The following is a 22,684-nucleotide window of genomic DNA, read 5'->3' on the forward strand; positions in this document are numbered from 1 at the left end:
CCCCCCCCCCCCCCCCCCCCCCCCCCCCCCCCCCCCCCCCCCCCCCCCCCCCCCCACCCCCCCCCCCCCCGCCCCCCCCCCCCCCCCCCCCCCCCCCCCCCGCCTCTGTCTCGGGGACGTTTTCGCCACCAGACTCTTCGCCGTTAGCACTCGTGTCGTCTTGCGTGCCAGACCGACGCTGGCGCATGCTGAACGGATCGACCCACAGGCGAGTCGGGGTAATGTCCGAACACCGATGTCCCGGAGGCGAGATGGAGACAGGGTCAGGTAGGGCGATCGAGATTGCGCCCTTTCACTCCTCAGGTGTGCTCAAGGGCTTCGTGGTGTCCGGCCGGTGGCCGGATTCGACGAAGGAGTGGGCGCAGCTGTTGATGGTCACCGTGCGCGTCGCATCACTGCCCGGATTGCTCTCCACGACAACAATATTCGGTGTCAGGGAGGAGCTCCCCGACGAGCCCGAACCAGGCACCGTGGGCCTGGTACTGGCCGAGGGCACCGTCGTCGGCGAATCAGCCGTTCCGCCAGGGTTTTTCGCGGACCGCCAGCCGCCGGCACTACTGATGCTGCATCCGCCGTCGGAGACCATGCCGTCGCTGCCGGAGTGCAGCGGCGCGGCGTCCGGATGCGTACTCCTGCCCGGCCTGCCGCATCTGGGTCTCGAGCACCGGGCCGCGTGGGTGGAGGCCGAGTCCGACGGCACCGTCACCTCGATGGTGAGCCGGGTCGGCGTCGACCCGATCAGCCACCCCGATACCGCGATCCTGGCGATGCTGCTTGCCGCATAAGGCTTTTCGAATAGTTCGATCAGTCGATCGAAACGGAAAGTACGGGTTCCCGAAATCGTCTACGGCGGTGGCGTACCCGCCGCGCGCCCGCTAGGGTTTACTCATCAGCGAAGGGGAGTAGCCCCGAATCGTCGTGTCGACATACTGGCGAGAGCCCGGCACGCGAACCGCACGACGCGGTGGGCGAGACCTTCGACCGGAAGCTCGGCGAGCCGTGAGCAAACGGCCCCGCCGGCTGCGTGTCGAAAGGTGCTCACAGTGCTCACCGCCGCCCTCCTCAGCCTCGCGGTCGTGTTCGTCGCAGAACTGGGCGACAAGTCGCAGCTGATCACCATGACCTACGCGCTGCGGCACCGGTGGTGGGTGGTGCTCACCGGCGTCGGCATCGCCGCCTGCCTCGTCCACGGTCTGTCGGTCACCATCGGCCATTTCCTGGGGATGACGCTGCCCGAACGCCCCATCGCCTTCGCCGCGGCGATCGCATTCCTGCTCTTCGCCGTGTGGACCTGGCGAGAAGGCCGCACCGACGACGCCGACGACGACGTGCGGGTGGCCGAGCCGCGGTTCGTGGTGTTCGCGATCGTCTCGTCGTTCCTGCTCGCCGAGCTCGGCGACAAGACGATGCTGGCGACGGTCGCCCTCGCCAGCGACAACGATGCGGTCGGGGTGTGGATCGGCGCGACCATCGGGATGGTGCTCGCCGACGGTGTCGCGATCCTGGTAGGCGCGCTGCTGCACAAGCGGCTGCCCGAGGGCTTCCTGCACGGCGTGGCCAGCCTGCTGTTCCTGCTCTTCGGCCTGTGGATGCTGTTCGACGCCGCGCTGGGCTGGCGGGCGGTGGCGTTCGCGGCCACCGGAGGCGCCGCCGTCACGATCGCGATCGTGGTCGGGATGCGCGCCCTTCGCCGGCGCCGCGGCGGTGCGGACGACGGCGCCGAGCCGTCGGTACCGCTGGAATCGTCGCCCGAATCGGCCTGAACCCGCCCGGCTACCGCGGGGTCGTTTCCACCCTCGTATCAACCCCGAAAAGCGCTCGTGCAGGTCACGGCGGAGGAATCCGGTGGCGCCGCAGCCGAGTGGGCCACGTCACAACAGACACAGCAAACGCCTGGATCCGCCGTCGGCGGCAGATCGCGGGTAGCTTGTCGGGTACCCGGCGTTTCCCGTCGGAGCTGCTGTTTCACGTTCGACTGACCCGAGCCTACGCACCCGTTATTATTTGCTTCCAGGCACCATCTGGACAGGGTGCGGACACAACACAAAGTCGCTGGTAGCTGTATCGGCGGCTCGAGTGGAACTGAAGCCAAGTTAACTTTCCGGCGGTTTGCACTTGGTTGACGGGACAACTGTCGCTACGATGGTCAGCAAATACCGCCGCCTAAACCGCCGCTCGTCACGCATGTGGAGGTCAATTCGATGAGCACGACGTTTGCCGCACGTCTGAACCGGCTGTTCGACACCGTCTATCCGCCGGGACGTGGCCCTCACACGTCGGCCGAAGTGATCGCTGCACTGAAGGCCGAGGGCATCACCATGTCAGCGCCCTACCTGTCCCAGCTCCGTTCGGGCAACCGTACGAACCCGTCGGTGGCCACCATGGCCGCCCTTGCCAACTTCTTCCGGATCAAGCCGGCGTACTTCACCGACGACGAGTACTACGAGAAGCTCGACAAGGAGCTGACGTGGCTCGCGAGCATGCGTGACGAGGGCATCCGCCGTATTGCGGCGCGGACGGTGGGGCTGTCTCCCGAGGCACAGCAGGACATCGCGCAGAAGGTCGACGAACTGCGCCGCCGGGAGAATCTCGACAGTTAGCCCGTCGCCGGGGCCGATCCGACCCGTGGCGAACTAAGCGACTGACCCGTCAGTCTTCGGTGTCTGAGGCGGCACTGTCGAGCGCGCGGTACTCCTGGGCGATGGCCAGGATCCACTCCCGGTCCGAGTAGGACTCGGGCTGCCGCAACCAGCCAAGACCCGGGAAGGACTTCCGGCCTTGGCGGGTGGCACCGGCACGACCCGCGTAGATCCATTCCGCGATGGCGCGGGCCTGCACCCGCGGCGGTACCTGCGGCGCATCCACCCCGGACAGATCCAATTCGTCGATCGTGCTGTCGTCGTCCCGGAGGCTCCCACCGCGGCCCTGTTCGGTGCCGACGGTGTGCCTGGTGTTGGCGGCGACGGTGGCCTCGAGGAACAGCGCATCGGAGATCAGCGACATCCGCTCGGCCACCCGGAAGACCAACGGGCCGCGCGGCCGGACACCGATCCCGACGTCGGGATGGCGACGGCCGAGTTCGGCCAGGATCGGTTGGATCGTCCGCAACTCGCGGCGGGCGCCGAACCAGTCCTCGATGCTCGGCAGCAGCGACCCGGCGGCCACCACCACCATCGCGCAACCCAGCAGCGTCGCGGCGGTGCCCACGCCGATGGACGACTGGCCCGCGGCGCGCACCACGAAGAACCCGCTCGCCAGCATGATCAGCACGATGCCGATGGTGAACACGAACAGCGCCCGGCCCCGTCGGCTGCGGCTGGAGTGCCGGATACCCGCCCAGGACACCAGTGACAGCGCCACCAGGACGTACAGCAGTGGCGGCAGCCACGACGAGCCGAGGTTGTTCTTGAGGTACTCCTCCGGGGCCATCTGGGGCTGCTTGCCCTCGGCGAAGAACATGCCGAGGCTGCCCAGGGCGATGACGGTCGCGATGCCGTACTGCGCCAGGGCGAGCCGCCGGGTGGTCGACGCCTTACGCCCGGACGCGACCGTGGTGATCATCACCGAACTGCCTGCGGCGCAGGCGATCAGCGCCACCTGACTGAATCCCATGGCGATGTTCGGCCAGTGCAGGACGTCGTCGATCAGCAGGGTGAGCGGCTGCCAGTTCAGCGCCGCCACCAGGCCCAGGCTGCCGAGCGCAAGGATCATCGCGGTGCTGACCAACGACTGCTTGTTGACCAGGGCCCATCCGATGCGAAGTCCGGTCGCCAGGCCGAGCAGCCCGGCGATCACCCAGATGATCAACCAAACGCCTCTCCGAGCCGCACCTGCACTATCGAGGAACGGTCCGAGGGCAGGCGTCCGAGCCGGTAGATGAGCAGTGCCGCGAAGTCCTCGGCCTCCTGTTCGGCGTCCTCGCCGCTGGGTCCCATGCACCCGGTGCGCTGATTGAGCATGTAGCCGATCAGTTCGGAGCTGGCGACCTCGGCGGTGGCGCGTGCCGCCTCGGCGACCGGCATCCCCTCGTGGCCCAGGACGAGATGGCCGAGCTCGTGAGCGAGGGTGCGATCCCACGCCGGCAGGCCGTTCTGCAACAGGAAGACGTCGCGGTCGGTGTATTGCCGCCACTGGCCGCACACACCGGGAGGCAGTTCGGCGGTCTTGAGTTCGATGGGACGCCCGCGATCCTCGCTGACCGCCTGGACCAGACGGGTCAACGACACCTCGCCCCGGCGAGGCGCAAGATCGAGCACAGCACTCACTGCACGCGTCACGCGACGGCTTGCAGGCATGGAACCCCCTCTCGACTCAATCCCTATGTGCCCGCCGCCTTGTCTTCGGCGGGCGTCCGTGACTATTCGACGAACCGCGCAGTACCGGCGCTGCGCACCGCCCGGCCGGCCTTCGCCTGCCGGTAACCGACGAGTCCCCCCGCGCCGGTGAGAACCAGGATCCCCGCGACACCAGGCACCGCCACCGCTGCGATCTGAGACATACCCGCAGTTCGCAGGTATTCCACGTATCCGACCCGGAACGTCGTCGCGGGCGGCACCCCGGGGTCACCACCGCGTACCGGCACCTCGGGCTGACGTCCGGTGCGCGGATCGCTGTTCACCTCGCGCGGACCGGAACCCGGGTTCGGACCACGAGGCCCTCCCGGGCCACCGGACCCGCCACCGAAACCCAGTCCCGGCGGTGCGACGAGGGGCGGCAGGGCGACCGGCGGCACCACGATCGGCGGAACGATGATCGGCATGGCGATCGGCGCCATGGGCGCCTGGGCGAGCGCGCCGATGCCGGGCGCCGCGTCGAGCACATGCGGTTCGGGCTCGGGCTCACCGACCGGCGGAGTCTCCTCGTCCGGCGGTTCGGGCTGTCCTGAGCCCTGCGATCCGTCGCCATCGCCACCGCCCGAGCCGTCAGACGTGGGCCGCACGGTGGTCGTCGGCGGGTCGGTGGTCTCGGACGGGTCGGTGGTCTCAGACGGATCCGTAGTTTCGGACGGGTCCGTGGTTTCGGACGGATCGGTGGTCTCAGACGGATCGGTGGTCTCAGACGGATCGGTGGTCTCCGACGGATCGGTCGTATCGGTCGGCTCTGTCGGCTCGGTCGAACCCGAGGGCTCTGTCGGCTCGGTCGAACCCGTCGGCTCGGTGGGCTTCGTCGGTTTGGTCGGCTTCGTCGGACCGTGGCCACCCGGCCAGCCAGGATGTCCCGGATGGCCGTGCCCCCAGTCGCCATCATGCTCCTCGCCGGAACCGGGCCTCGTCGGGCCCGGGTGACCGGGGCGTGGTCCGCCCGACCCGTGGCCGGGTCCGCCCGGGCCGTTCTCACCGCGGCCGGGGCCGCCTGGGCCGTCGTCGCCGCCGCCAGGACCCCCCGGTCCGTCGCCGCGGCCGGGACCCCTCGGTCCGTCGTCGCCGCGGTCGGGCCCTTCACGGCCGGGGCCGTCGCGACCGGGCCGATCGGGGTTGTCGCCGCGGTCATCGCCGCGGGCGTCCTGCGACGGCCGGCCGTCGCCGCCGGGGCCGTGGTCCGAGTCGGCAAACGCGAGTGCTCCGCCCAGACCAGTGAGGAACAGGCCGGAAGCGACCAGGCCGGCCGATGTGGCGACGCGAACGCGCGAGCCCACTGCGCCACCACCCCTCGTCGCCCCGTCCGCCGGCCTCTCTGGCGGTGCACCGATTGTCGCATAGTCCGAGGTGATGGTTTGCTACTGCAAGGAATAGCCCCGGCTCCTCGCAGGGGCGCGGCAGGGCGGCGCTGCGCCCGAACGATACTGTTGTTCCGCGGCGCTGTGGCCGCACGCGCATCAACTGACGAATCAACCGGGAGGCACGCCGGGATGGCCCTGTTCAAGCGACGCAAGAGCCGCGCTACCCGCCGGGCAGAGGCCCGGGCCATCAAGGTGAAGGCCAAGATGGAGGCCAAGCTCGCGGCCAAGAACGAGACCCGACGGATCAAGTCCGCCAACAAGGCCGAGACGCGGGCGCTCAAGGCGCAGCTGCGCGCCCAGCGCGACAGCGACCGGGCGGCCCTGCGCGTTGCTGAGACCCAGCTCAAGGCCGCCAGGGAGGGCAAGTTGTTCTCCGCCACCCGCATTCGCCGGGTGCTGACCGTGGCACGTTTGCTGGCGCCGATCGTCGTCCCGGTGGTGTACCGGGCCTCCATCTCCGCGCGCGGGCTCGTCGACGAGCGCCGCGCCGACCGCCTCGGCGTCCCGCTCAGCCAGCTCGGCCAATTCTCAGGACACGGCGCCGAACTGTCGGCGCGCATCACCGGGGCGGAGCAGTCCCTGCGGCTGGTCGCGCAGAAGAAGCCCAAGGACGCCGAGACCAAACAGTTCGTCGCCGCGATCACCGAGCGGCTCAGCGACCTGTCGGCCGCGGTCACGGCCGCGGAGAACATGCCGACGACGCGTCGGCGGGCCGCACACTCGGCCATCGCCACCCAGCTCGACGGGATCGACGCCGACCTGATGGCGCGCCTGGGCGTCGTCTGACGACGATGCCGCACCCGCCGATGCGCCTGTACGCGCTGACCGCCCTGGTGACCCTCGTGCTCGCGGCGCTGGCGTTCACGGGCGCAGGGCCGGCCGCCGCGCACGCGGCCCGCATCGCCGCCGACCCCACCGAGGACACCGTCCTCACCGCGTCGCCGCAGCGGGTCACCGCGACGTTCAACGAGCCGATGCAGAAGGCGTTCGCCGCGATGACCGTCGTCGGCCCCGACGGGAATCTCTGGTCGACGGGCGAACCCGAGGTCGCCGACGCCGAGGTGAGTGTGGGGGTGCGGCCGTTGGGTCCGGCCGGCACCTACACCGTCAACTACCGGCTGACCTCGGCCGACGGACACGTGGTGAACGGATCATGGTCGTTCGCGCTCGACGTGGCCGGCACCGGCACACCGGGCCCCTCGGCGACCGCCACTCCCGCCGCTCCGCCCGATCGCGGCGTTCCCGTCTGGCCGTTCGTGGTGGGCGGTGCCCTCGTCCTCGGCGCGGGCGTGTGGTGGGCGGTGCGGCGCCGGACGTGACCGCACCCGCGATCGTCGGCGGTCGCGTGGCGGTCACCGGTGCGCTCGTCGTGGTGGCGGCCTCGGTGCTCGCGTGGGCGCTGGGCCAGCCGTCGAACTCGCTGGCCGCGTCGACGGTGCGTGCCGTGGCCGACTCCGCGGCGGTGGTCACTCTCGGCTTGACGGTCGTGCCGATGCTCGACGACGGCAGACACCGCGACGAACTCGTCCGCTCGTCGGCGACCCCACTCGGGGTGACCGCGGCCGTCTGGCTGCTGGCGGAGGTGGTGCGTCTGATCGTGGTGACCGCGCAGGCGGCGGCGCTACCGCTGAACCGGGTCGGCGTGCGTGACTTCGTGCAGTTCTCGCTGCAGACGACCGTCGGGCGGGCAGGCCTGTTCAGCATCGCGGCGGCGCTGGCCGTCGGCCTGATCGCACTGGCCGCACCGCGGACGGCGGCGACCGCTGTCGCGGCGGGTGGGTTGGCGGCCGCCGGACTGACCGCCCGGACACTCGCGGGCCACCTCTCGGAGAGTCCGTGGGGCGGGGTGGCGGTGGCGGTCCACGCGCTGGCCGCCGCGGTGTGGTGCGGTGCCCTCGCCGCACTGGTCCTCACGGTCGGGCACCGCGGGCGGTGGGCCCGGGTGCTGCCGCGGTTCTCCGCGCTGTCGTTGATCTGTGTGGCGGTGCTGCTGGCAGCCGGGACCGCCGGTGCGGTGGCGGCCGTGGATTCGTGGGAGGCGTTCTATTCGACCGGATACGGTCGCGTGCTGTCGGCGAAGATCGTGGTCACCGCCGCGTTGATGGCGCTGGCGTGGCGGAACCGGGCCGGGTGGCTCCCGGCGGCACGAGCGCACCGCGCGACGGCCGGACTGTCCCGGACCCGTTCGCTCATCGAGTTGGCAATCATGGCCGTGGCGCTGGCCCTGGCCGCCGCGCTGGCAGTGACGGGTTGACCGCCGATCCGGCCTGGCATGATGGGCACCACTGCCGGCTTCGACACTCACGCGATCGCGCACGAGGCTAGAGACACCGCAAAGGAGCAGCCGAATGGCAGACCAGCAGGGTCGCCCCGATCAGACCCCGGATGCCGCCGTACCGGCCGCTCCCCCGCCGTTGTCGGGCGCAGCTGATCCCGCTCCGCCGCCGGTGCAGCCCGCCGGGAAGTCTCCGGCGAAGAAGGCCCCCGCCAAGAAGGCCGTGGCCAAGAAGACGCCCGCCAAGAAGGCGCCGGCGAAGAAGGCTCCCGCCAAGGCCGTGAAGAAGGCCCCCGCGAAGAAAGCGCCGCCGGCGAAGGCCGCTGCTCCTGAGGCCGCATCGGCTGCCGCGACCCCGGTGCAACCGGAGCCCGCCCTGCCGACGCCGTCCGCCTCCGACATCGCCGCCGCGGCCAAAGAGGCTGCGGCTCAAGCGAAGTCGACGGTTGCCACGGCCGCCAACCCGGTGTCGGGCGCGGTGCCGATGCCGTTGAGGTCGGCGGAGGTGTCTCGGATGCCGGTCGCCGCGGCCGTCGCCGCCGGCGTCCTGGCGATCCTGCTCGTGCTGATCGCACGCCGGTACGCCGACGACGACTGACGCGGCACGCGACCGGGCTGAGATAATCGGCGGGTGACCATCGCACCGCGCGCCACCGCTGACCTCGTCGACGACATCGGCCCCGACGTCCGCAGCTGCGATCTGCAGCTGCGGCAGTTCGGCGGCCGGGCAGAATTCGCAGGCCCGATCACCACAGTGCGTTGTTTCCAGGACAACGCCCTGCTCAAGTCGGTGCTGTCCGAACCGGGCGACGGCGGCGTCCTGGTGATCGACGGCGACGGGTCGGTGCACACCGCGCTGGTCGGCGACGTCATCGCCGCGCTGGGCCGGGACAACGGCTGGGCCGGGCTGATCATCAACGGCGCGGTGCGCGACGCCGCGGTGCTGCGCACCCTCGACATCGGGATCAAGGCGCTGGGCACCAACCCCCGCAAGAGTTCGAAGACCGGTGCCGGCGAGCGTGATGTGGCCGTGGAGTTCGGCGGTGTGACGTTCGTGCCCGGCGACATCGCCTACAGCGACGACGACGGCGTGGTGGTGGTCGGCCAGTAGCGCGGAAAAGCCCCCGACACAGGTCGGGGGCTTTCCGTGTGCGGGGGTCGTCAGGCCGAGACGGACGCCCGCAGCTTGCTGAATTCCAGTGTGCCGTCGTCGATCTTGCCGTTGCGGATGACCCGCAGGTCGACCAGGTAGTTCTGCTTGAGCCGCCACGGCGTCTCGGAACCCGACTTCGGCAACGTGTCGAGGGCCCGCTTGATGTAACCCGAGCTCAAGTCGACGAACGGCAACCGCTCGATATCGCTGCCGGGTTCGCGCGGTTCCACGGTGACGTAGTCCTTCTCGCCCATGAAGCTGAGCAGACGGCTGACGTACTCCGAGGTCAGGTCGGCCTTGAGCGTCCACGACGCGTTGGTGTAGCCGAAGGTGAACGCCATGTTCGGCACACCGGAGAGCATCATGCCCTTGTAGGCCACGGTGTCCGCGAGATCCAGCGGTGCGCCGTTGCGGGATACCTTCGCGCCGCCGAAGAACTGTACGTTCAATCCGGTTGCGGTGACGATGATGTCGGCCTCGATGCGCTCGCCGGACTTCAGCAGGATGCCGTCGGCGGTGAACGTCTCGATGGCATCGGTGACGACGTCGGCCTTGCCCTTGCGGATGGCCTTGAAGATGTCGCCGTTGGGGGCCAGGCACACGCGCTGATCCCACGGCTTGTAGTCCGGGCTGAAGTGCCTGTCGTAGTCGTAACCCTCCGGCAGGCGCCGTTCGGCCATGGTGCGCAACAACTTCCGGAAGACGTTCGGCAGCGCACGGGCGAGCTGGTACTGCGCCGTGGCCTGCAGGATCGCCTTCCAGCGCACCGCGGTGTAGGCCGGCTTCTCCGGAAGCAGCCGGTAGGCCCGCTTGGCGAACGGATCCTTGTCGGGCAGCGATCCGATGTAGGTGGGTGTGCGCTGCAGCATCGTGACGTGACCGGCGCCGTTGTCGATCAGCGCGGGGATCAGGGTGATGGCGGTGGCGCCGCTGCCGATCACGACGACCTTCTTGCCCTGGTAGTCCAGATCCTCCGGCCAGTGCTGGGGGTGCACGACCGTGCCGCCGAACTCGTCGGCGCCGGGGAACTCCGGGGAGAAGCCCTCGTCGTAGTTGTAGTAGCCGCTGCAGGCCCACAGGAAGCCGGCGTGGAGCTCGATCTGCTCGCCGCCGCGCTCGATGGTGAGCTCCCACCGGCTGTCGTCATCCGACCAGTTGGCGGCGACGACCTTGTGGCCGTACCGCATGTGCTTGTCGATGCCGTTCTCGGTGGCGGCCTCGTTCAGGTAGTTCCAGATCGAGGGGCCGTCGGCGATCATCTGGTCGGTCGCCCACGGCTTGAAGTGGAATCCGAGGGTGTACATGTCGGAGTCCGAACGGATGCCCGGGTACTTGAACAGATCCCAGGTCCCGCCGAGCCTTTCCCGACGCTCGAGGATCGCGTAGCTCTTACCGGGGTTCTGGTTCTGCAGATGCCAGGCCGCGCTGATGCCGGAGATGCCGGCTCCCACGATGACAACGTCGACAAATTCGGTCATGGTGTCAAGGTATCAACACAGTGTTGAGTTGGTCAACAGTGTGTCGAGAATTGTCGACACCGTGTAAAGTCACCGTCGTGACCACTGCCAGCCAGGCCCGCGCGTCGCGTGGCCGCCGCCCCGCTCGCCCCTCGGGTGACGACCGTGAGCAGGCCATCCTGGCGACCGCCGAGCGTCTGCTCGACGAGCGCGGGTTCGCCGGGATCTCGGTCGACGACCTGGCCAGGGGCGCAGGCATCTCCCGACCCACGTTCTACTTCTACTTCCCCTCGAAAGAGGCGGTGCTGCTCACGCTGTGGGAACGGGTGATCCGGGAGGCCGACACCGCACTGGAGGCGTCGGCGGCGCAGGCGCCCGACGGTCGCGACGTCTGGCGGCCCGGCATCAAGGTCTTCTTCGACACCTTCGGCGCGCACCGCGGGGTGACCATTGCGGCGTCCAGCTCTGACAACGCCGAGATCCGCGGCGTGTTCTCGACATTCATGCAGAAGTGGATCGACTTCACCGCGGCCACCATCGAGGCCGAGCGCAACCGCAACGCCGCGCCGAACACCATCCCGGCGCGCGACATCGCCACCGCGCTGAACCTGATGAACGAACGCACCCTGCTGGCGGCGTTCGCCCAGGAGACGCCGGCGATCCCGACCGAGCGGGTGCTCGATTCACTGGTGCACGTCTGGACCTGCGCCGTCTACGGGGAATGCGGCTGACGCGTCGGACCCTCATGCGAACATGTGTTCGTGTCCGGCGGGCAGGAGCGAAGCGGCGCGGCGCGTAGAAGCGGCGCGGCGACCATCATGCACGCCGATCTCGACTCGTTCTACGCATCGGTCGAGCAGCGTGACGACCCCGCGCTACGTGGTCGGCCCGTCCTCGTCGGCGGCGGGGTCGTGCTCGCGGCGAGCTATGAGGCCAAGGCTTACGGGGTGCGCACGGCGATGGGCGGCCACCAGGCCCGCCGACTGTGCCCCCACGCGGTGGTGGTGCCGCCCCGGATGTCGGCGTACTCGCAGGCCAGCGACGACGTGTTCGAGGTGTTCCGGGACACCACCCCGCTAGTCGAGCCGCTCTCGGTCGACGAGGCGTTCCTGGATGTAGGCGGGCTGGGCCGGGTGTCGGGCACGCCGGTGCAGATCGGCGCGCGGCTGCGGGACCGGGTGCGTGACGAGGTCGGGCTGCCGATCACCGTCGGCATCGCGCGCACCAAGTTCCTCGCCAAGGTGGCGAGCCAGGAGGCCAAGCCGGACGGCCTGCTGCTGGTGCCGCCCGACCGGGAGTTGGCGTTCCTGCATCCGCTGCCGGTGCGCCGGCTGTGGGGGGTCGGCGCGAAGACCGCCGAGAAGCTGCACGCGCACGGCATCCAGACGGTGGCCGACGTCGCCGAGCTGAACGAAGCCACCCTCGCGTCGATGGTCGGTGGGGCGATGGGCCGCCAGCTCTACGCGCTGTCGCGCAACATCGACCGGCGCCGGGTGGTGACGGGCGTGCGGCGCCGCTCGGTGGGCGCGCAGCGGGCGCTCGGTCGGGCGGGCAACACCATGTCGGCCGCCGAGGTCGACGCCGTCGTGGTCAATCTCGTCGATCGCATCACCCGCCGGATGCGCAAGGCGGGCCGCACCGGCCGCACGGTGGTGCTGCGGCTGCGGTTCGACGACTTCGGCCGCGCCACCCGCTCGCTGACGATGCCGCGGGCGACGGCGTCCACCGAGGCCGTCCTCGCAGCGGCACGGGAGCTCGTCGCCGCCGCGGCGCCGCTGACCGCCGAACGTGGGCTGACGCTGGTGGGGTTCGCGGTGACGAACATCGACTCCGCCGGTGCGCAGCAGCTGGAGCTGCCGTTCGGTGCGGTCGCCGACCCGATCGCGTTGGACAGTGCGATGGACCAGGTCCGCACCCGGTACGGCAACGCCGCGCTCACCAGGGGTGTGCTCGTCGGGCGCGATCCCGGGCTGGAGGTGCCGCACCTGCCGGACTGAATCAGGAGGTTGACCTCAAGGATCATTGAGGTCCTACCGTCGGCGACATGGATGCACTGGGACCGTACGGCTTCTCCGTCGACGTCGGCCGCGCGAGCGCGCCTGCCGAGATCGAACGGGCGGGGTACCGGACGCTGTGGGTCAACGGCGGTCAACTCGACCGGCTCGACCGCCTCACCGAGGTGATCGCGTCCACCGAGCATGCGGTCGTGGCGCCGACGATCATCCCGCCGGACGTATACGACCCCGACGCCGTGACCACTTTCTTCCGCCGCGCGGAACTCGCCGCGCCGGGGCGGCTGCTCGTCGGACTCGGCTCGCCGCAGCGCTCCCGACCGCTGGCGGCGGTCCATGGGTACGTCGACGCGCTCGACGCCGCCACCGCGCCGGTCCCGCAGCGGCGACGCCTGCTCGCCGCCTTCGGCCCCAAGGCGCTCGACATCGCGCGGGACCGCTTCGCCGGCGCGATCGGTGGCCTCTTCACTGCGGCGTACACCGCCGCGGCGCGGCAACGTCTCGGCGCGGACCGGACCCTCGTGGTGGGGCTCTACGCGGTGCTCGACGACGACCCCGTGGCGGCGCGGGCGGCCGCCCGGGAACCGCTGGGCTTCCTGGCCACGCTGGCGCCCTACATCAATTCGTTTCGGCGCCAGAGCTTCTCCGACGAGGACGTCGCCACGCTGAGCGATGCGCTGATCGACGAGCTCGTCGCATGGGGTGCACCGGAGCGCGTCGCCGCCCACGCCCGCACGCTCCTGGTCGCCGGTGCCGACCACGTCCAGCTGACGGTGCTCGGTGGACCCGGCCGGCCGGTCGGCTCAGAAGCGGCCCGACTCCTCGCGCCCGTACTCAGCTGGTAGTCCACTCCAGCAGGTCGTCGGCCGACCACGTGTTGACGATGCGTTCCGCCGGAACCCCGGCATCGAGCGCGCGCTGCGCGCCGTAGCCGAGGAAGTCGAGCTGGCCGGGAGCGTGGGAGTCGGTGTCGATGGAGAACAGGCAACCGATGTCGAAGGCGAGCTCGAGCAGCCGGGTGGGCGGGTCACGGCGTTCGGGGCGGGAGTTGATCTCGACGGCGGTGCCGTTCTCGAGGCATGCGGTGAACACCTTCTCGGCGTCGAACTTCGACTCGGGGCGCATGCCGCGACCCCCGGTGACCAGCCGGCCGGTGCAGTGCCCGAGGACGTCGGCGTGCGGGTTGGACACCGCCTTGATCATCCGGCGCGTCATCGACGGCGCGTCCATCGCGAGCTTCGAATGCACGCTGGCGACCACCACGTCGAGGCGCTCGAGCAGCTCCGGCTCCTGGTCGAGGGAACCGTCCTCGAGGATGTCGACCTCGATGCCGGTGAGGATCCGAAGCGGCGCAACACGTTCGCGGAGTTCGTCGATGACGTCGAGCTGTTTGCGCAGCCGGTCCGGCGACAGCCCGTTGGCGATGGTCAGCCTCGGCGAGTGATCGGTGAGCGCGCAATATTCGTGGCCGAGGTCGCGGGCGGCCAGCATCATCTCCTCGATCGGCGCTGAACCGTCCGACCAGTTGGAGTGCACGTGCAGGTCACCGCGCAGCGCGGCCCTGATCTCGCCACCCCCGAGATCGGCTGCGTTGTCCCGTAATTCGACCAGGGCGTCGGGTTCGCCGCCCGCCCAGGCCTGGGCGATCACCTTGGCGGTCTTAGGACCGACGCCGGGCAGCGACTGCCAGCTGTTGGCGGTGCCGTGCCGCTCGCGCTCCGCATCGGTCAGCCGCTCGACGATGTCGGCGGCGTTCCGGTAGGCCATCACCCGCCGGGAGTCCTCCCGGGCCCGGTCTTTGTAGTACGCAATCTGGCGCAGGGCGGTCACCGGATCCATGCCTCCAGTGTGCCCGCCGCGCCCGGCGCACGAAACTGCCGCGCAGGGGGCGGCCGGGGCTGCCATACGCTCGATCGGGAGACGAGGGGGTGATGTGGACGGCGAAACCGACGGCCGGCCGCTGCTGTTCACGGCGAGCAATCCGCACGACAGCGTGTCCGCCACCGTCACGTTCGGCGGCCACCTCGTCGGCGTCGCACTGGCGCCGCGCGTCGTCGAGATGACCGAAGCCGAACTGGCCGAGGAGATCGTGGTGATCGCGGCGCTGGCCCGGCAGCAGTCGATGGCCGCGCAGCACGTCGTGATCGCGGGTTACATGGCCGAGCTCGGCCACGACGTCGTCGCCACCCGCAACCTGCTCGAACGCCAGGTCGGCCTGCCGAGTCCGGAGTCGGTGCTGGCGGCGAGGGCCGCGCTGTTCGCCGATCGCTACGCCCTCGCCGACTGACCGGCGGCTCACAGCCGACGCGACTACGCTCGGACAACGTGCGATTCGCCTTCAAGACCTCACCGCAGAACACCACCTGGGCCGAGATGCTGCCGATCTGGCAGGTGGCCGACGGGATCGACGTCTACGAGTCCGGCTGGACGTTCGACCACTTCTATCCGATCTTCTCCGACTCCACCGGGCCGTGCCTCGAAGGCTGGGTCACGCTGACCGCGCTCGCGCAGGCCACCACCCGGCTTCGGGTCGGTGTGCTCGTCACCGGTATCCACTACCGGCATCCCGCCGTGCTCGCCAACATGGCCGCGGCCCTCGACGTCATCTCCAATGGCCGGCTCGAACTGGGCATCGGGGCAGGCTGGAACGAGGAGGAGTCGGGCGCCTACGGCATCGAACTGGGCAGCCTCAAGGAGCGGTTCGACCGCTTCGAGGAGGCCTGTGAGGTGTTGACCAGCCTGCTGTCCAAGGAGACGACGACGTTCGACGGCAAGTACTACCAGCTCAAGGACGCCCGTAACGAGCCGAAGGGCCCGCAGCAGCCCCATCCGCCGATCTGCATCGGTGGCAGCGGCGAGAAGCGCACGCTGCCGATCACCGCGAAGTACGCCGACCACTGGAATTTCGTCGGCGGTACGCCGGCGGAGTTCGCCCAGAAGCGGGACGTGCTGGCCGCCCGGTGCAACGACATCGGCCGCGACCCCAAGGAGATCACCCTCTCGGCGCACGTCCGGCTCGGCGAGGACCGGAACTACCGCGCGCTGATCGAGGACTGCATCGCACTCGGCGCGGAGGGTCTCGATCTCGCCATCATCTATCTACCGCCGCCGTACGACACCGCGGTGCTGGAACCGCTGGCCGAGGCGATCCGGGATTCCGGACTGCTCACCGGCTGACGCGCTCGGTCGGCTCAGCAATAGCGAGGGATCGGCGTCACCGCCGGTTTCTGGGGCCGCAGCAATGACGATCACGAAGCGATAACGATCAAGCAAAACCTGCGTTCGCCGCGCAGACGGCGGGCGTCAGGCTCGAAACAGCGGGTCAGACGCCGAAGCGAAGTAGCTCGTCGGGAGTGATCAGTCGCTCCTGTTTCTCCGGGAACTCACGGCTCTTGACCGGATGACGGAGCAGTGACCAGGCGATTCGACTCACCCGGGATCGCGAAATCGGGTTGATGTGCACGGTGATCACTCCTGCGATGTCGTGATTGCTGACCCGTGGTCGTACTTTACCTCATTACCCACAGACTTTTATTAGAAACACTTCGCCGGCAAATGGTGGGAGGCGCGCCGAATAATCATCTGCTGTTTCTGGTGGGGCTGGCGTGACGGCTGTGACCATTCACAGCCGCCGCGCTCATCCCCTACCGCTGGGGAGCGGCCGTCGGCTCGATCGGTACGGGCAGCGCCGTCTGACCCATCAGGTAACGGTCCACGCCCGCCGCGGCGGCGCGGCCCTCGGCGATCGCCCACACGATCAGCGACTGCCCGCGACCCATGTCACCGGCGACGAACACGCCCGGCACCGACGTCGCGAACTCCTTGTCGCGCGCGACATTGCCCCGGTCGGTGAGCTCCACCTTCAGCTCGGTGAGCAGGCCGTCCTTCTCCGGGCCCACGAAGCCCATCGCCAGCAGCACCAGGTCGGCCTCGAGCTCGAAGTCGGATCCCTCGACCCGCTCGAATTTGCCGTCCTTCATCTCGACCTCGTGCACCTTGAGCGACTTGACCTTGCCGTCCTCACCGCAGAACTCCTCGGTGTTGACGGAGAACACCCGCTCGCCGCCCTCCTCGTGCGCCGACGACACCCGGTACATCAGCGGGTAGGTCGGCCACGGGGTGGTGTCGGCCCTGGTCTCCGGCGGCCGGGGCATGATCTCGAACTGGTACACCGTCTCCGCGCCCTGCCGGTGCGACGTGCCGAGGCAGTCGGCACCGGTGTCGCCGCCGCCGATGATGACCACCTTCTTGCCCTTGGCGGTGATCGGCGGTTCGCCGTCGTCGCCGACCACCGGATCACCCAGTTGCACCCGGTTGGCCCAGGGCAGGAACTCCATGGCCTGGTAGATGCCCTCGAGGTCGCGACCGGGGATCGGCAGGTCGCGCCACGCCGTCGCGCCGCCCGCGAGCACCACCGCGTCGAAGTCCGCCCGCAACTGCTCGACGGTGATGTCGACGCCGACGTTGACACCGGTGCGGAACTGCGTGCCCTCGGCCCGCATCTGCTCCAGCCTGCGGTCGATGTGGCGCTTCTCCATCTTGAACTCGGGGATGCCGTACCGCAGCAGGCCGCCGATCCGGTCGGCGCGCTCCAGCACCGTCACCTCGTGCCCGGCACGGGTCAGCTGCTGCGCGGCGGCCAGGCCGGCCGGCCCGGATCCGACGACGGCCACTTTCTTGCCGGTCAGCCGGTCGGGCGGAAGCGGCACCACCCAGCCGTTCTCGAAGGCGTTGTCGATGATCTCGACCTCGACCTGCTTGATGGTCACCGGATCCTGGTTGATGCCGAGCACGCACGACGCCTCGCACGGCGCCGGGCACAGCCGCCCGGTGAACTCCGGGAAGTTGTTGGTGGCGTGCAGCCGCTCGATGGACTCCCGCCAGCGGTCGCGGAACACCAGGTCGTTCCACTCGGGGATCAGGTTCCCCAGCGGACAGCCGTTGTGACAGAACGGGATACCGCAGTCCATACAGCGCGCGGCCTGTGACTGCAGCGTCTCGTGGGAGAAGTCCTCGTAGACCTCTTTCCAGTCGCGCAGTCGCAAGTCGACGGGCCTGCGCTGCGGGGTCTCGCGATGGGTGTACTTGAGGAAGCCCTTCGGGTCAGCCACTTGCCGCCGCCATGATCGCCTCGTCCACGTCGACACCCTTGCGCTCGGCCTCGGCGATGGCCTCGAGGACCCGCTTGTAGTCCTTCGGCATCACCTTGACGAACTTCTCCAATTCCGTGTTCCAATCCGCCAGGACCCGCTGTCCCACCGCCGAATCGGTGGCGTCGACATGGGCCTGGACCGCACCATGCAGCCATTCGCGGTCCTCGTCGTCGAGGCCGTCGAGTTCCACCATCTCGGCGTTGAGGTTCTCCGGCAGTCTTCCGTGCGGGTCGTGCACGTAGGCGATGCCACCGGACATGCCTGCCGCGAAGTTGCGCCCGGTCGGGCCGAGGATCAGCACCTTGCCGCCCGTCATGTACTCGCAGCCGTGATCGCCGACGCCCTCCACCACGGCCTCCGCGCCGGAGTTGCGCACCGCGAACCGCTCCCCCACCTGACCGCGCAGGAACATCTTGCCGCTGGTGGCACCGAACAGGATCACGTTGCCCGCGATGATGTTGTCCTCGGCGACGTAGTCGGCAGGCGCGTCGTCGGGTGGACGCACCACCACCTGCCCGCCCGACAAACCCTTGCCGACGTAGTCGTTGGCGTCACCGTAGACGCGCAGCGTGATGCCGCGCGGCACGAACGCCCCGAAGCTGTTGCCCGCCGAGCCGTCGAAGGTGATGTCGATCGTGCCGTCGGGAAGCCCCTGCCCGCCATAAGCTTTGGTCAGCTCATGGCCGAGCATCGTGCCCACCGTGCGGTTCACGTTCGCGATGGTGGTGTTGAACCGCACCGGCTTGCCGGAATCGAGTGCCTCCCGGCTCATCACGATGAGCTGCTGGTCGAGCGCCTTGTCCAAGCCGTGGTCCTGACGCGAACTGCAGTACAGGTCCTGGTTCATGAACGCCGACTCGGGCTCGTGCAGCACCGGCGACAGGTCGAGCTTGTAGGCCTTCCAGTGCTCGGCGGCCTGCGTGGTGTCCAGCGCGCCGACCTGTCCGACCATCTCGTTGACGGTGCGGAAGCCCAACTCCGCCATCAGCTCGCGGACCTCTTCGGCGATGAACATGAAGAAGTTCTCCACGAACTCCGGCTTGGCGTTGAACCGCTTGCGCAGCACCGGGTTCTGAGTGGCCACGCCGACGGGGCAGGTGTCGAGGTGGCAGACCCGCATCATGATGCAGCCGGCCACCACCAGGGGTGCGGTCGCGAAGCCGAACTCCTCCGCGCCCAGCAGTGCGGCGACGACGACGTCGCGGCCGGTCTTGAGCTGGCCGTCGACCTGCACCACGATCCGGTCGCGAAGTCCGTTGAGCAGCAACGTCTGCTGCGTCTCGGCCAGTCCGAGCTCCCACGGGGCGCCCGCGTGCTTCTGCGACGTCAACGGGGTCGCACCGGTGCCGCCGTCATGACCCGAGATCAGCACCACGTCGGCGTGCGCCTTGGACACACCCGCCGCCACGGTGCCGACGCCGTTCTCCGAGACCAGCTTCACGTGCACGCGGGCCTGCGGGTTGGCGTTCTTCAGGTCGTGGATCAGCTGTGCCAGATCCTCGATCGAATAGATGTCGTGGTGCGGCGGCGGCGAGATCAGCCCGACGCCCGGCGTCGAATGCCGCACCTCGGCCACCCACGGGTACACCTTGTGGCCCGGAAGCTGTCCGCCCTCACCGGGTTTCGCGCCTTGGGCCATCTTGATCTGGATGTCGGTGCAGTTGGACAGGTAGTGGCTGGTGACGCCGAATCGGCCCGAGGCCACCTGCTTGATGGCGCTGCGCCGCCAGTCGCCGTTCGGGTCGCGGTCGAAACGGCTGACGGCTTCGCCGCCCTCGCCGGAGTTCGACCGGCCGCCGAGCCGGTTCATCGCGATCGCCAGCGTCTCGTGGGCCTCGGCCGAGATCGAGCCGTAGCTCATCGCGCCGGTGGAGAACCGCTTGACGATCTCCGTCGCCGGTTCCACCTCGTCGATCGGCACCGGGGGCCGCAGTCCGCTGCGGAACTTCAGCAGGCCGCGCAGCGACGCCATCCGCTTGCTCTGATCGTCGATCAGGCCGGTGTACTCCTTGAAGATGGAGAACTGGCCGGTGCGGGTGGAGTGCTGCAGCTTGAACACCGTGTCCGGGTTGAACAGGTGGTATTCGCCCTCGCGGCGCCACTGGTACTCGCCGCCCACCTCGAGTTCGCGGTGCGCGCGCTCGTCGGGGCGGTCCAGGTAGGCCAGCGCATGCCGGGCGGCGACGTCGGTGGCGATGTCCTCGAGGTCGATGCCGCCGGTCGGGCAGTTCAGCCCGGTGAAGTACTCGTCGAGCACCTGCTGGGAGATGCCGATGGCCTGGAACAGCTGGGCGCCGGTGTAGGACGCCAGCGTGGAGATGCCCATCTTCGACATCACCTTCAGCACGCCCTTGCCCGCGGCCTTGACGTAGTTGGCCTTGGCCTGGTCGCTGGTGATGCCGGCGATCACGCCGCGGTCGACCATGTCCTCGATCGACTCGAACGCCATGTACGGGTTGATGGCAGCGGCGCCGAACCCGCACAGGGCGGCCATGTGGTGCACCTCGCGGGCGTCGCCCGCCTCGACCACCAGACCGACCTTGGTCCGGGTGCGGTCGCGCACCAGGTGATGGTGCACCGCCGAGACGCTGAGCAGCGACGGGATCGGAGCCAGCTGTTCGTCGGATTCGCGGTCGGAGAGCACGATGATGCGGGCGCCGTCGCGAATCGCCGCGGACACCTTGGCCCGCACGTTGTCCAGCGCCTCCCTGAGCCCCTGGCCGCCGCGGTTCACCGGGTACAGGCAGCGGATCACCGCGGCGCGCATCCCGTGCTTGTTGCCGCGGATCTCGTGGTCGGGGTCGACGCACATCAGCTTGGACAGCTCGGCGTTGCGCAGGATCGGCTGGGGCAGCACGATCTGCCTGCACGACTCGCTGTCCGGGTTGAGCAGGTCACCTTCGGGGCCGACGGTGCCCTGGAGGCTGGTCACCACCTCTTCGCGGATGGCGTCCAGCGGTGGGTTCGTCACCTGGGCGAACAGCTGCTGGAAGTAGTCGTAGAGCATCCGCGACCGCTGCGAGAGCACCGCGATCGGGGTGTCGGTGCCCATCGAGCCGAGCGCCTCGGCGCCGTTGCGCGCCATCGGCGCCACCAGCAGGTTGAGCTCCTCGTAGGTGAAGCCGAAGATCTGCTGGCGCAGCACCACCCGGTGGTGGGGCATCCGGACGTAGTCGCCGGGCGGCAGTTCGTCGAGCCGGAACAGGCCGTTGTCCAGCCATTCCTGGTAGGGATGTTCGGCGGCGAGCTCCGCCTTGATCTCCTCGTCGTCGACGATGCGGCCCTGGGCGGTGTCGACCAGGAACATCCGGCCGGGCTGCAGGCGCATCTTCTTGACCACGGTGGCCGGGTCGAGGTTCAGCACGCCGGCCTCGGACGCCATCACGACCAGGCCGTCCTCGGTGACCCAGATACGCGACGGGCGCAGGCCGTTGCGGTCGAGCACCGCGCCGATCACGGTGCCGTCGGTGAAGCACACCGACGCCGGTCCGTCCCACGGCTCCATCAGCGACGAGTGGTACTCGTAGAACGCCCGCTGGGCGGGGTCCATCGACTCGTGGCGTTCCCACGCCTCGGGGATCATCATCAGCACGGCGTGCGGCAGGCTGCGGCCGCCGAGGTGCAGCAGTTCCAGCACCTCGTCGAAGCGCGCGGTGTCCGACGCGCCGGGCGTGCAGACCGGGGTGATCTTGTCGAGGTCCTGCTCGGATCCGAAGACGTCGGTCTTGATCAGCGCCTCGCGCGCCCGCATCCAGTTCTCGTTGCCGGTGACGGTGTTGATCTCGCCGTTGTGGGCGACCCGGCGGAACGGGTGTGCCAGCGGCCACGACGGGAACGTGTTGGTGGAGAACCGCGAGTGCACGATGCCCAGCGCACTGGTCAGCCGGTCGTCCTGCAGGTCGAGGTAGAACGCCTTGAGCTGCGGGGTGGTCAGCATCCCCTTGTAGACGAAGGTCTGCCCGGAAAGGCTTGGGAAGTAGACGGTTTCGCGTCCCGGGCCGTCCTGGCCGGGGCCCTTGGTGCCGAGTTCGTGCTCGGCGCGCTTGCGCACCACGTATGCGCGGCGCTCGAGGTCCATGCCCTCGGCGCCGGAGATGAACACCTGCCGGAAGGTCGGCATCGCGTCACGGGCCAGCGCGCCCAGCGAGCTGTCGTCGGTCGGCACGTCGCGCCAGCCGATCACCTGCAGGCCCTCGGCCTCGGCGATCTTCTCCACCGCCTCGCATGCCACGGCGGCGTCCTTGGACGACTGCGGCAGGAAGGCGATGCCGGTCGCGTAGCTGCCCGCGGGCGGCAGGTCGAATTCCACCACCGCGCGCAGGAAGTCGTCGGGCACCTGCAGCAGGATGCCCGCGCCGTCACCGGTGTTCGGTTCGGCGCCCTGGGCACCGCGGTGCTCCAGGTTCAGCAGCGCCGTGATGGCGTTGTCGACGATGTCGCGGCTGCGACGGCCGTGGATGTCGGCGACCATCGCCACGCCGCACGAATCGTGCTCGAACGCGGGGTTGTACAGCCCTTGTTTCCTGGGCGCCATTCCCACCTGACCCTTACTCTCACGCCTACACGAAGTGCACCGTTGACGGCCGTCGGAGACGGCCTGGCCGGTTGGCGGAGGAGGTCGTCCGTGCAGCACTGAACAGCGGCCTTTTTCCCCATCGCCTCAATGGGAGAAAACGATAGGACAAACACCGCCTGACATGCCAACTTAGTCTGACCTAACTATACTCGCCGGCCGGGTTGCCGGCCCGCGGAACGCCGCGCCGCCATGCTCACGAATGCCGTTGCCATAAGCCACCTTTGGCCGCACCGGCGCGCCCCACCCGACCGGGCGTCCGGGGCCACCCCGGTTGCTGTCCGGCCGATACAGTTTGCTAGAGGCGTTGACGATAGCCTCTTTGCTGCAGCTTCAGGCAAT

20 protein-coding genes are annotated in these 22,684 nt (G+C 69.3%); 13 read left to right on the forward strand and 7 right to left on the reverse strand.

Annotated elements, in window-relative coordinates:
* The first annotated feature begins 251 nt into the window (after positions 1-251).
* The 3 genes from ACPCHZ_RS22005 to ACPCHZ_RS22015 all read left to right on the forward strand — a co-directional run bounded on the left by ACPCHZ_RS22005 (position 252) and on the right by ACPCHZ_RS22015 (position 2,600).
* A complete protein-coding gene (locus ACPCHZ_RS22005) occupies positions 252-785 on the forward strand; it encodes a peptidase (protein ID WP_264014275.1) in 534 nt (177 codons plus the stop codon).
* Between the two features lie 258 nt (positions 786-1,043).
* A complete protein-coding gene (locus tag ACPCHZ_RS22010) occupies positions 1,044-1,763 on the forward strand; it encodes a TMEM165/GDT1 family protein (RefSeq protein ID WP_423486693.1) in 720 nt (239 codons plus the stop codon).
* A gap of 438 nt (positions 1,764-2,201) precedes the next feature.
* Positions 2,202-2,600 carry a helix-turn-helix transcriptional regulator gene (locus tag ACPCHZ_RS22015; protein WP_364982613.1) on the forward strand — a complete coding sequence of 133 codons (399 nt, stop codon included), beginning with the start codon at positions 2,202-2,204 and terminating at the stop codon, positions 2,598-2,600.
* A gap of 49 nt (positions 2,601-2,649) precedes the next feature.
* On the opposite strand, the gene ACPCHZ_RS22020 is transcribed toward ACPCHZ_RS22015, so the two are convergent.
* The 3 genes from ACPCHZ_RS22020 to ACPCHZ_RS22030 form a co-directional block, all read right to left on the reverse strand.
* A complete protein-coding gene (locus ACPCHZ_RS22020; RefSeq protein WP_423486694.1) occupies positions 2,650-3,807 on the reverse strand; it encodes a hypothetical protein in 1,158 nt (385 codons plus the stop codon).
* Positions 3,804-4,295 carry an ImmA/IrrE family metallo-endopeptidase gene (locus tag ACPCHZ_RS22025; protein ID WP_364982607.1) on the reverse strand — a complete coding sequence of 164 codons (492 nt, stop codon included), beginning with the start codon at positions 4,293-4,295 and terminating at the stop codon, positions 3,804-3,806. Before ACPCHZ_RS22025 ends, ACPCHZ_RS22020 begins: the two co-directional genes overlap by 4 nt.
* 62 nt (positions 4,296-4,357) lie before the next feature.
* A complete protein-coding gene (locus tag ACPCHZ_RS22030) occupies positions 4,358-5,635 on the reverse strand; it encodes a hypothetical protein (RefSeq protein WP_423486695.1) in 1,278 nt (425 codons plus the stop codon).
* 213 nt (positions 5,636-5,848) lie between these two features.
* On the opposite strand from ACPCHZ_RS22030, the gene ACPCHZ_RS22035 reads away from it, so the two are divergent.
* From ACPCHZ_RS22035 to rraA, 5 genes are all read left to right on the forward strand, one after another.
* Entirely contained in the window at positions 5,849-6,505 is a 657-nt protein-coding gene (locus ACPCHZ_RS22035) for a DUF6474 family protein (RefSeq protein ID WP_423486696.1), read from the forward strand.
* A 5-nt stretch (positions 6,506-6,510) separates the two neighbouring features.
* Entirely contained in the window at positions 6,511-7,038 is a 528-nt protein-coding gene (locus ACPCHZ_RS22040; protein ID WP_423486697.1) for a copper resistance CopC family protein, read from the forward strand.
* Positions 7,035-7,973: a CopD family protein gene (locus ACPCHZ_RS22045; protein WP_423486698.1), complete on the forward strand. Its 939-nt coding sequence runs from the start codon at positions 7,035-7,037 to the stop codon at positions 7,971-7,973. The genes ACPCHZ_RS22040 and ACPCHZ_RS22045 overlap by 4 nt, the downstream gene beginning before the upstream one ends.
* 94 nt (positions 7,974-8,067) lie before the next feature.
* Positions 8,068-8,592: a hypothetical protein gene (locus tag ACPCHZ_RS22050; protein ID WP_423486699.1), complete on the forward strand. Its 525-nt coding sequence runs from the start codon at positions 8,068-8,070 to the stop codon at positions 8,590-8,592.
* Between the two features lie 33 nt (positions 8,593-8,625).
* Positions 8,626-9,105: a ribonuclease E activity regulator RraA gene (rraA, locus tag ACPCHZ_RS22055; RefSeq protein ID WP_423486700.1), complete on the forward strand. Its 480-nt coding sequence runs from the start codon at positions 8,626-8,628 to the stop codon at positions 9,103-9,105.
* Positions 9,106-9,155: 50 nt separating this feature from the next.
* Here rraA and ACPCHZ_RS22060 read toward each other — a convergent pair whose 3' ends face one another.
* Positions 9,156-10,625 carry a flavin-containing monooxygenase gene (locus ACPCHZ_RS22060; RefSeq protein WP_423486701.1) on the reverse strand — a complete coding sequence of 490 codons (1,470 nt, stop codon included), beginning with the start codon at positions 10,623-10,625 and terminating at the stop codon, positions 9,156-9,158.
* 77 nt (positions 10,626-10,702) lie between these two features.
* Between ACPCHZ_RS22060 and ACPCHZ_RS22065 the strand changes: the two genes are divergently transcribed.
* The 3 genes from ACPCHZ_RS22065 (at position 10,703) to ACPCHZ_RS22075 (ending at position 13,461) form a co-directional block, all read left to right on the forward strand.
* Positions 10,703-11,335, forward strand: a complete 633-nt coding sequence (locus tag ACPCHZ_RS22065) for a TetR/AcrR family transcriptional regulator (RefSeq protein WP_423486702.1) — start codon at positions 10,703-10,705, stop codon at positions 11,333-11,335.
* 87 nt (positions 11,336-11,422) lie between these two features.
* Positions 11,423-12,601, forward strand: coding sequence for a DNA polymerase IV (gene dinB, locus ACPCHZ_RS22070; RefSeq protein ID WP_423486901.1), 1,179 nt, complete (start codon positions 11,423-11,425; stop codon positions 12,599-12,601).
* A gap of 47 nt (positions 12,602-12,648) precedes the next feature.
* Positions 12,649-13,461 carry a TIGR03620 family F420-dependent LLM class oxidoreductase gene (locus ACPCHZ_RS22075; protein ID WP_423486703.1) on the forward strand — a complete coding sequence of 271 codons (813 nt, stop codon included), beginning with the start codon at positions 12,649-12,651 and terminating at the stop codon, positions 13,459-13,461.
* Here ACPCHZ_RS22075 and ACPCHZ_RS22080 read toward each other — a convergent pair.
* Complete coding sequence (locus ACPCHZ_RS22080; protein WP_423486704.1) at positions 13,451-14,455, reverse strand: PHP domain-containing protein; 1,005 nt, start codon at positions 14,453-14,455, stop codon at positions 13,451-13,453. The two genes, ACPCHZ_RS22075 and ACPCHZ_RS22080, sit on opposite strands and share 11 nt — an antisense overlap.
* Positions 14,456-14,549: 94 nt before the next feature.
* Here ACPCHZ_RS22080 and ACPCHZ_RS22085 point away from each other — a divergent pair, with 94 nt between their 5' ends.
* Together ACPCHZ_RS22085 and ACPCHZ_RS22090 are read left to right on the forward strand one after the other, a co-directional pair.
* On the forward strand, positions 14,550-14,903 hold the full coding sequence (locus ACPCHZ_RS22085) for a hypothetical protein (protein WP_423486705.1): 354 nt from the start codon (positions 14,550-14,552) through the stop codon (positions 14,901-14,903).
* A 38-nt stretch (positions 14,904-14,941) separates the two neighbouring features.
* Positions 14,942-15,793: an LLM class F420-dependent oxidoreductase gene (locus ACPCHZ_RS22090; RefSeq protein ID WP_423486706.1), complete on the forward strand. Its 852-nt coding sequence runs from the start codon at positions 14,942-14,944 to the stop codon at positions 15,791-15,793.
* Between the two features lie 467 nt (positions 15,794-16,260).
* Here the strand turns inward: ACPCHZ_RS22090 and ACPCHZ_RS22095 are convergent, their stop codons facing one another.
* Together ACPCHZ_RS22095 and gltB are read right to left on the reverse strand one after the other, a co-directional pair.
* Positions 16,261-17,727 (reverse strand): glutamate synthase subunit beta, encoded by a 1,467-nt coding sequence (locus ACPCHZ_RS22095; RefSeq protein ID WP_423486707.1) that lies wholly within the window; start codon positions 17,725-17,727, stop codon positions 16,261-16,263.
* The gene (gene gltB / locus ACPCHZ_RS22100; RefSeq protein WP_423486708.1) at positions 17,720-22,303 is read right to left on the reverse strand and encodes a glutamate synthase large subunit; all 4,584 of its coding nucleotides are present in this window, start codon (positions 22,301-22,303) and stop codon (positions 17,720-17,722) included. Before gltB ends, ACPCHZ_RS22095 begins: the two co-directional genes overlap by 8 nt.
* Between the last annotated feature and the right edge of the window lie 381 nt (positions 22,304-22,684).

Source organism: Mycobacterium sp. NPDC050041, assembly GCF_049541695.1.
Taxonomy (GTDB): domain Bacteria; phylum Actinomycetota; class Actinomycetes; order Mycobacteriales; family Mycobacteriaceae; genus Mycobacterium.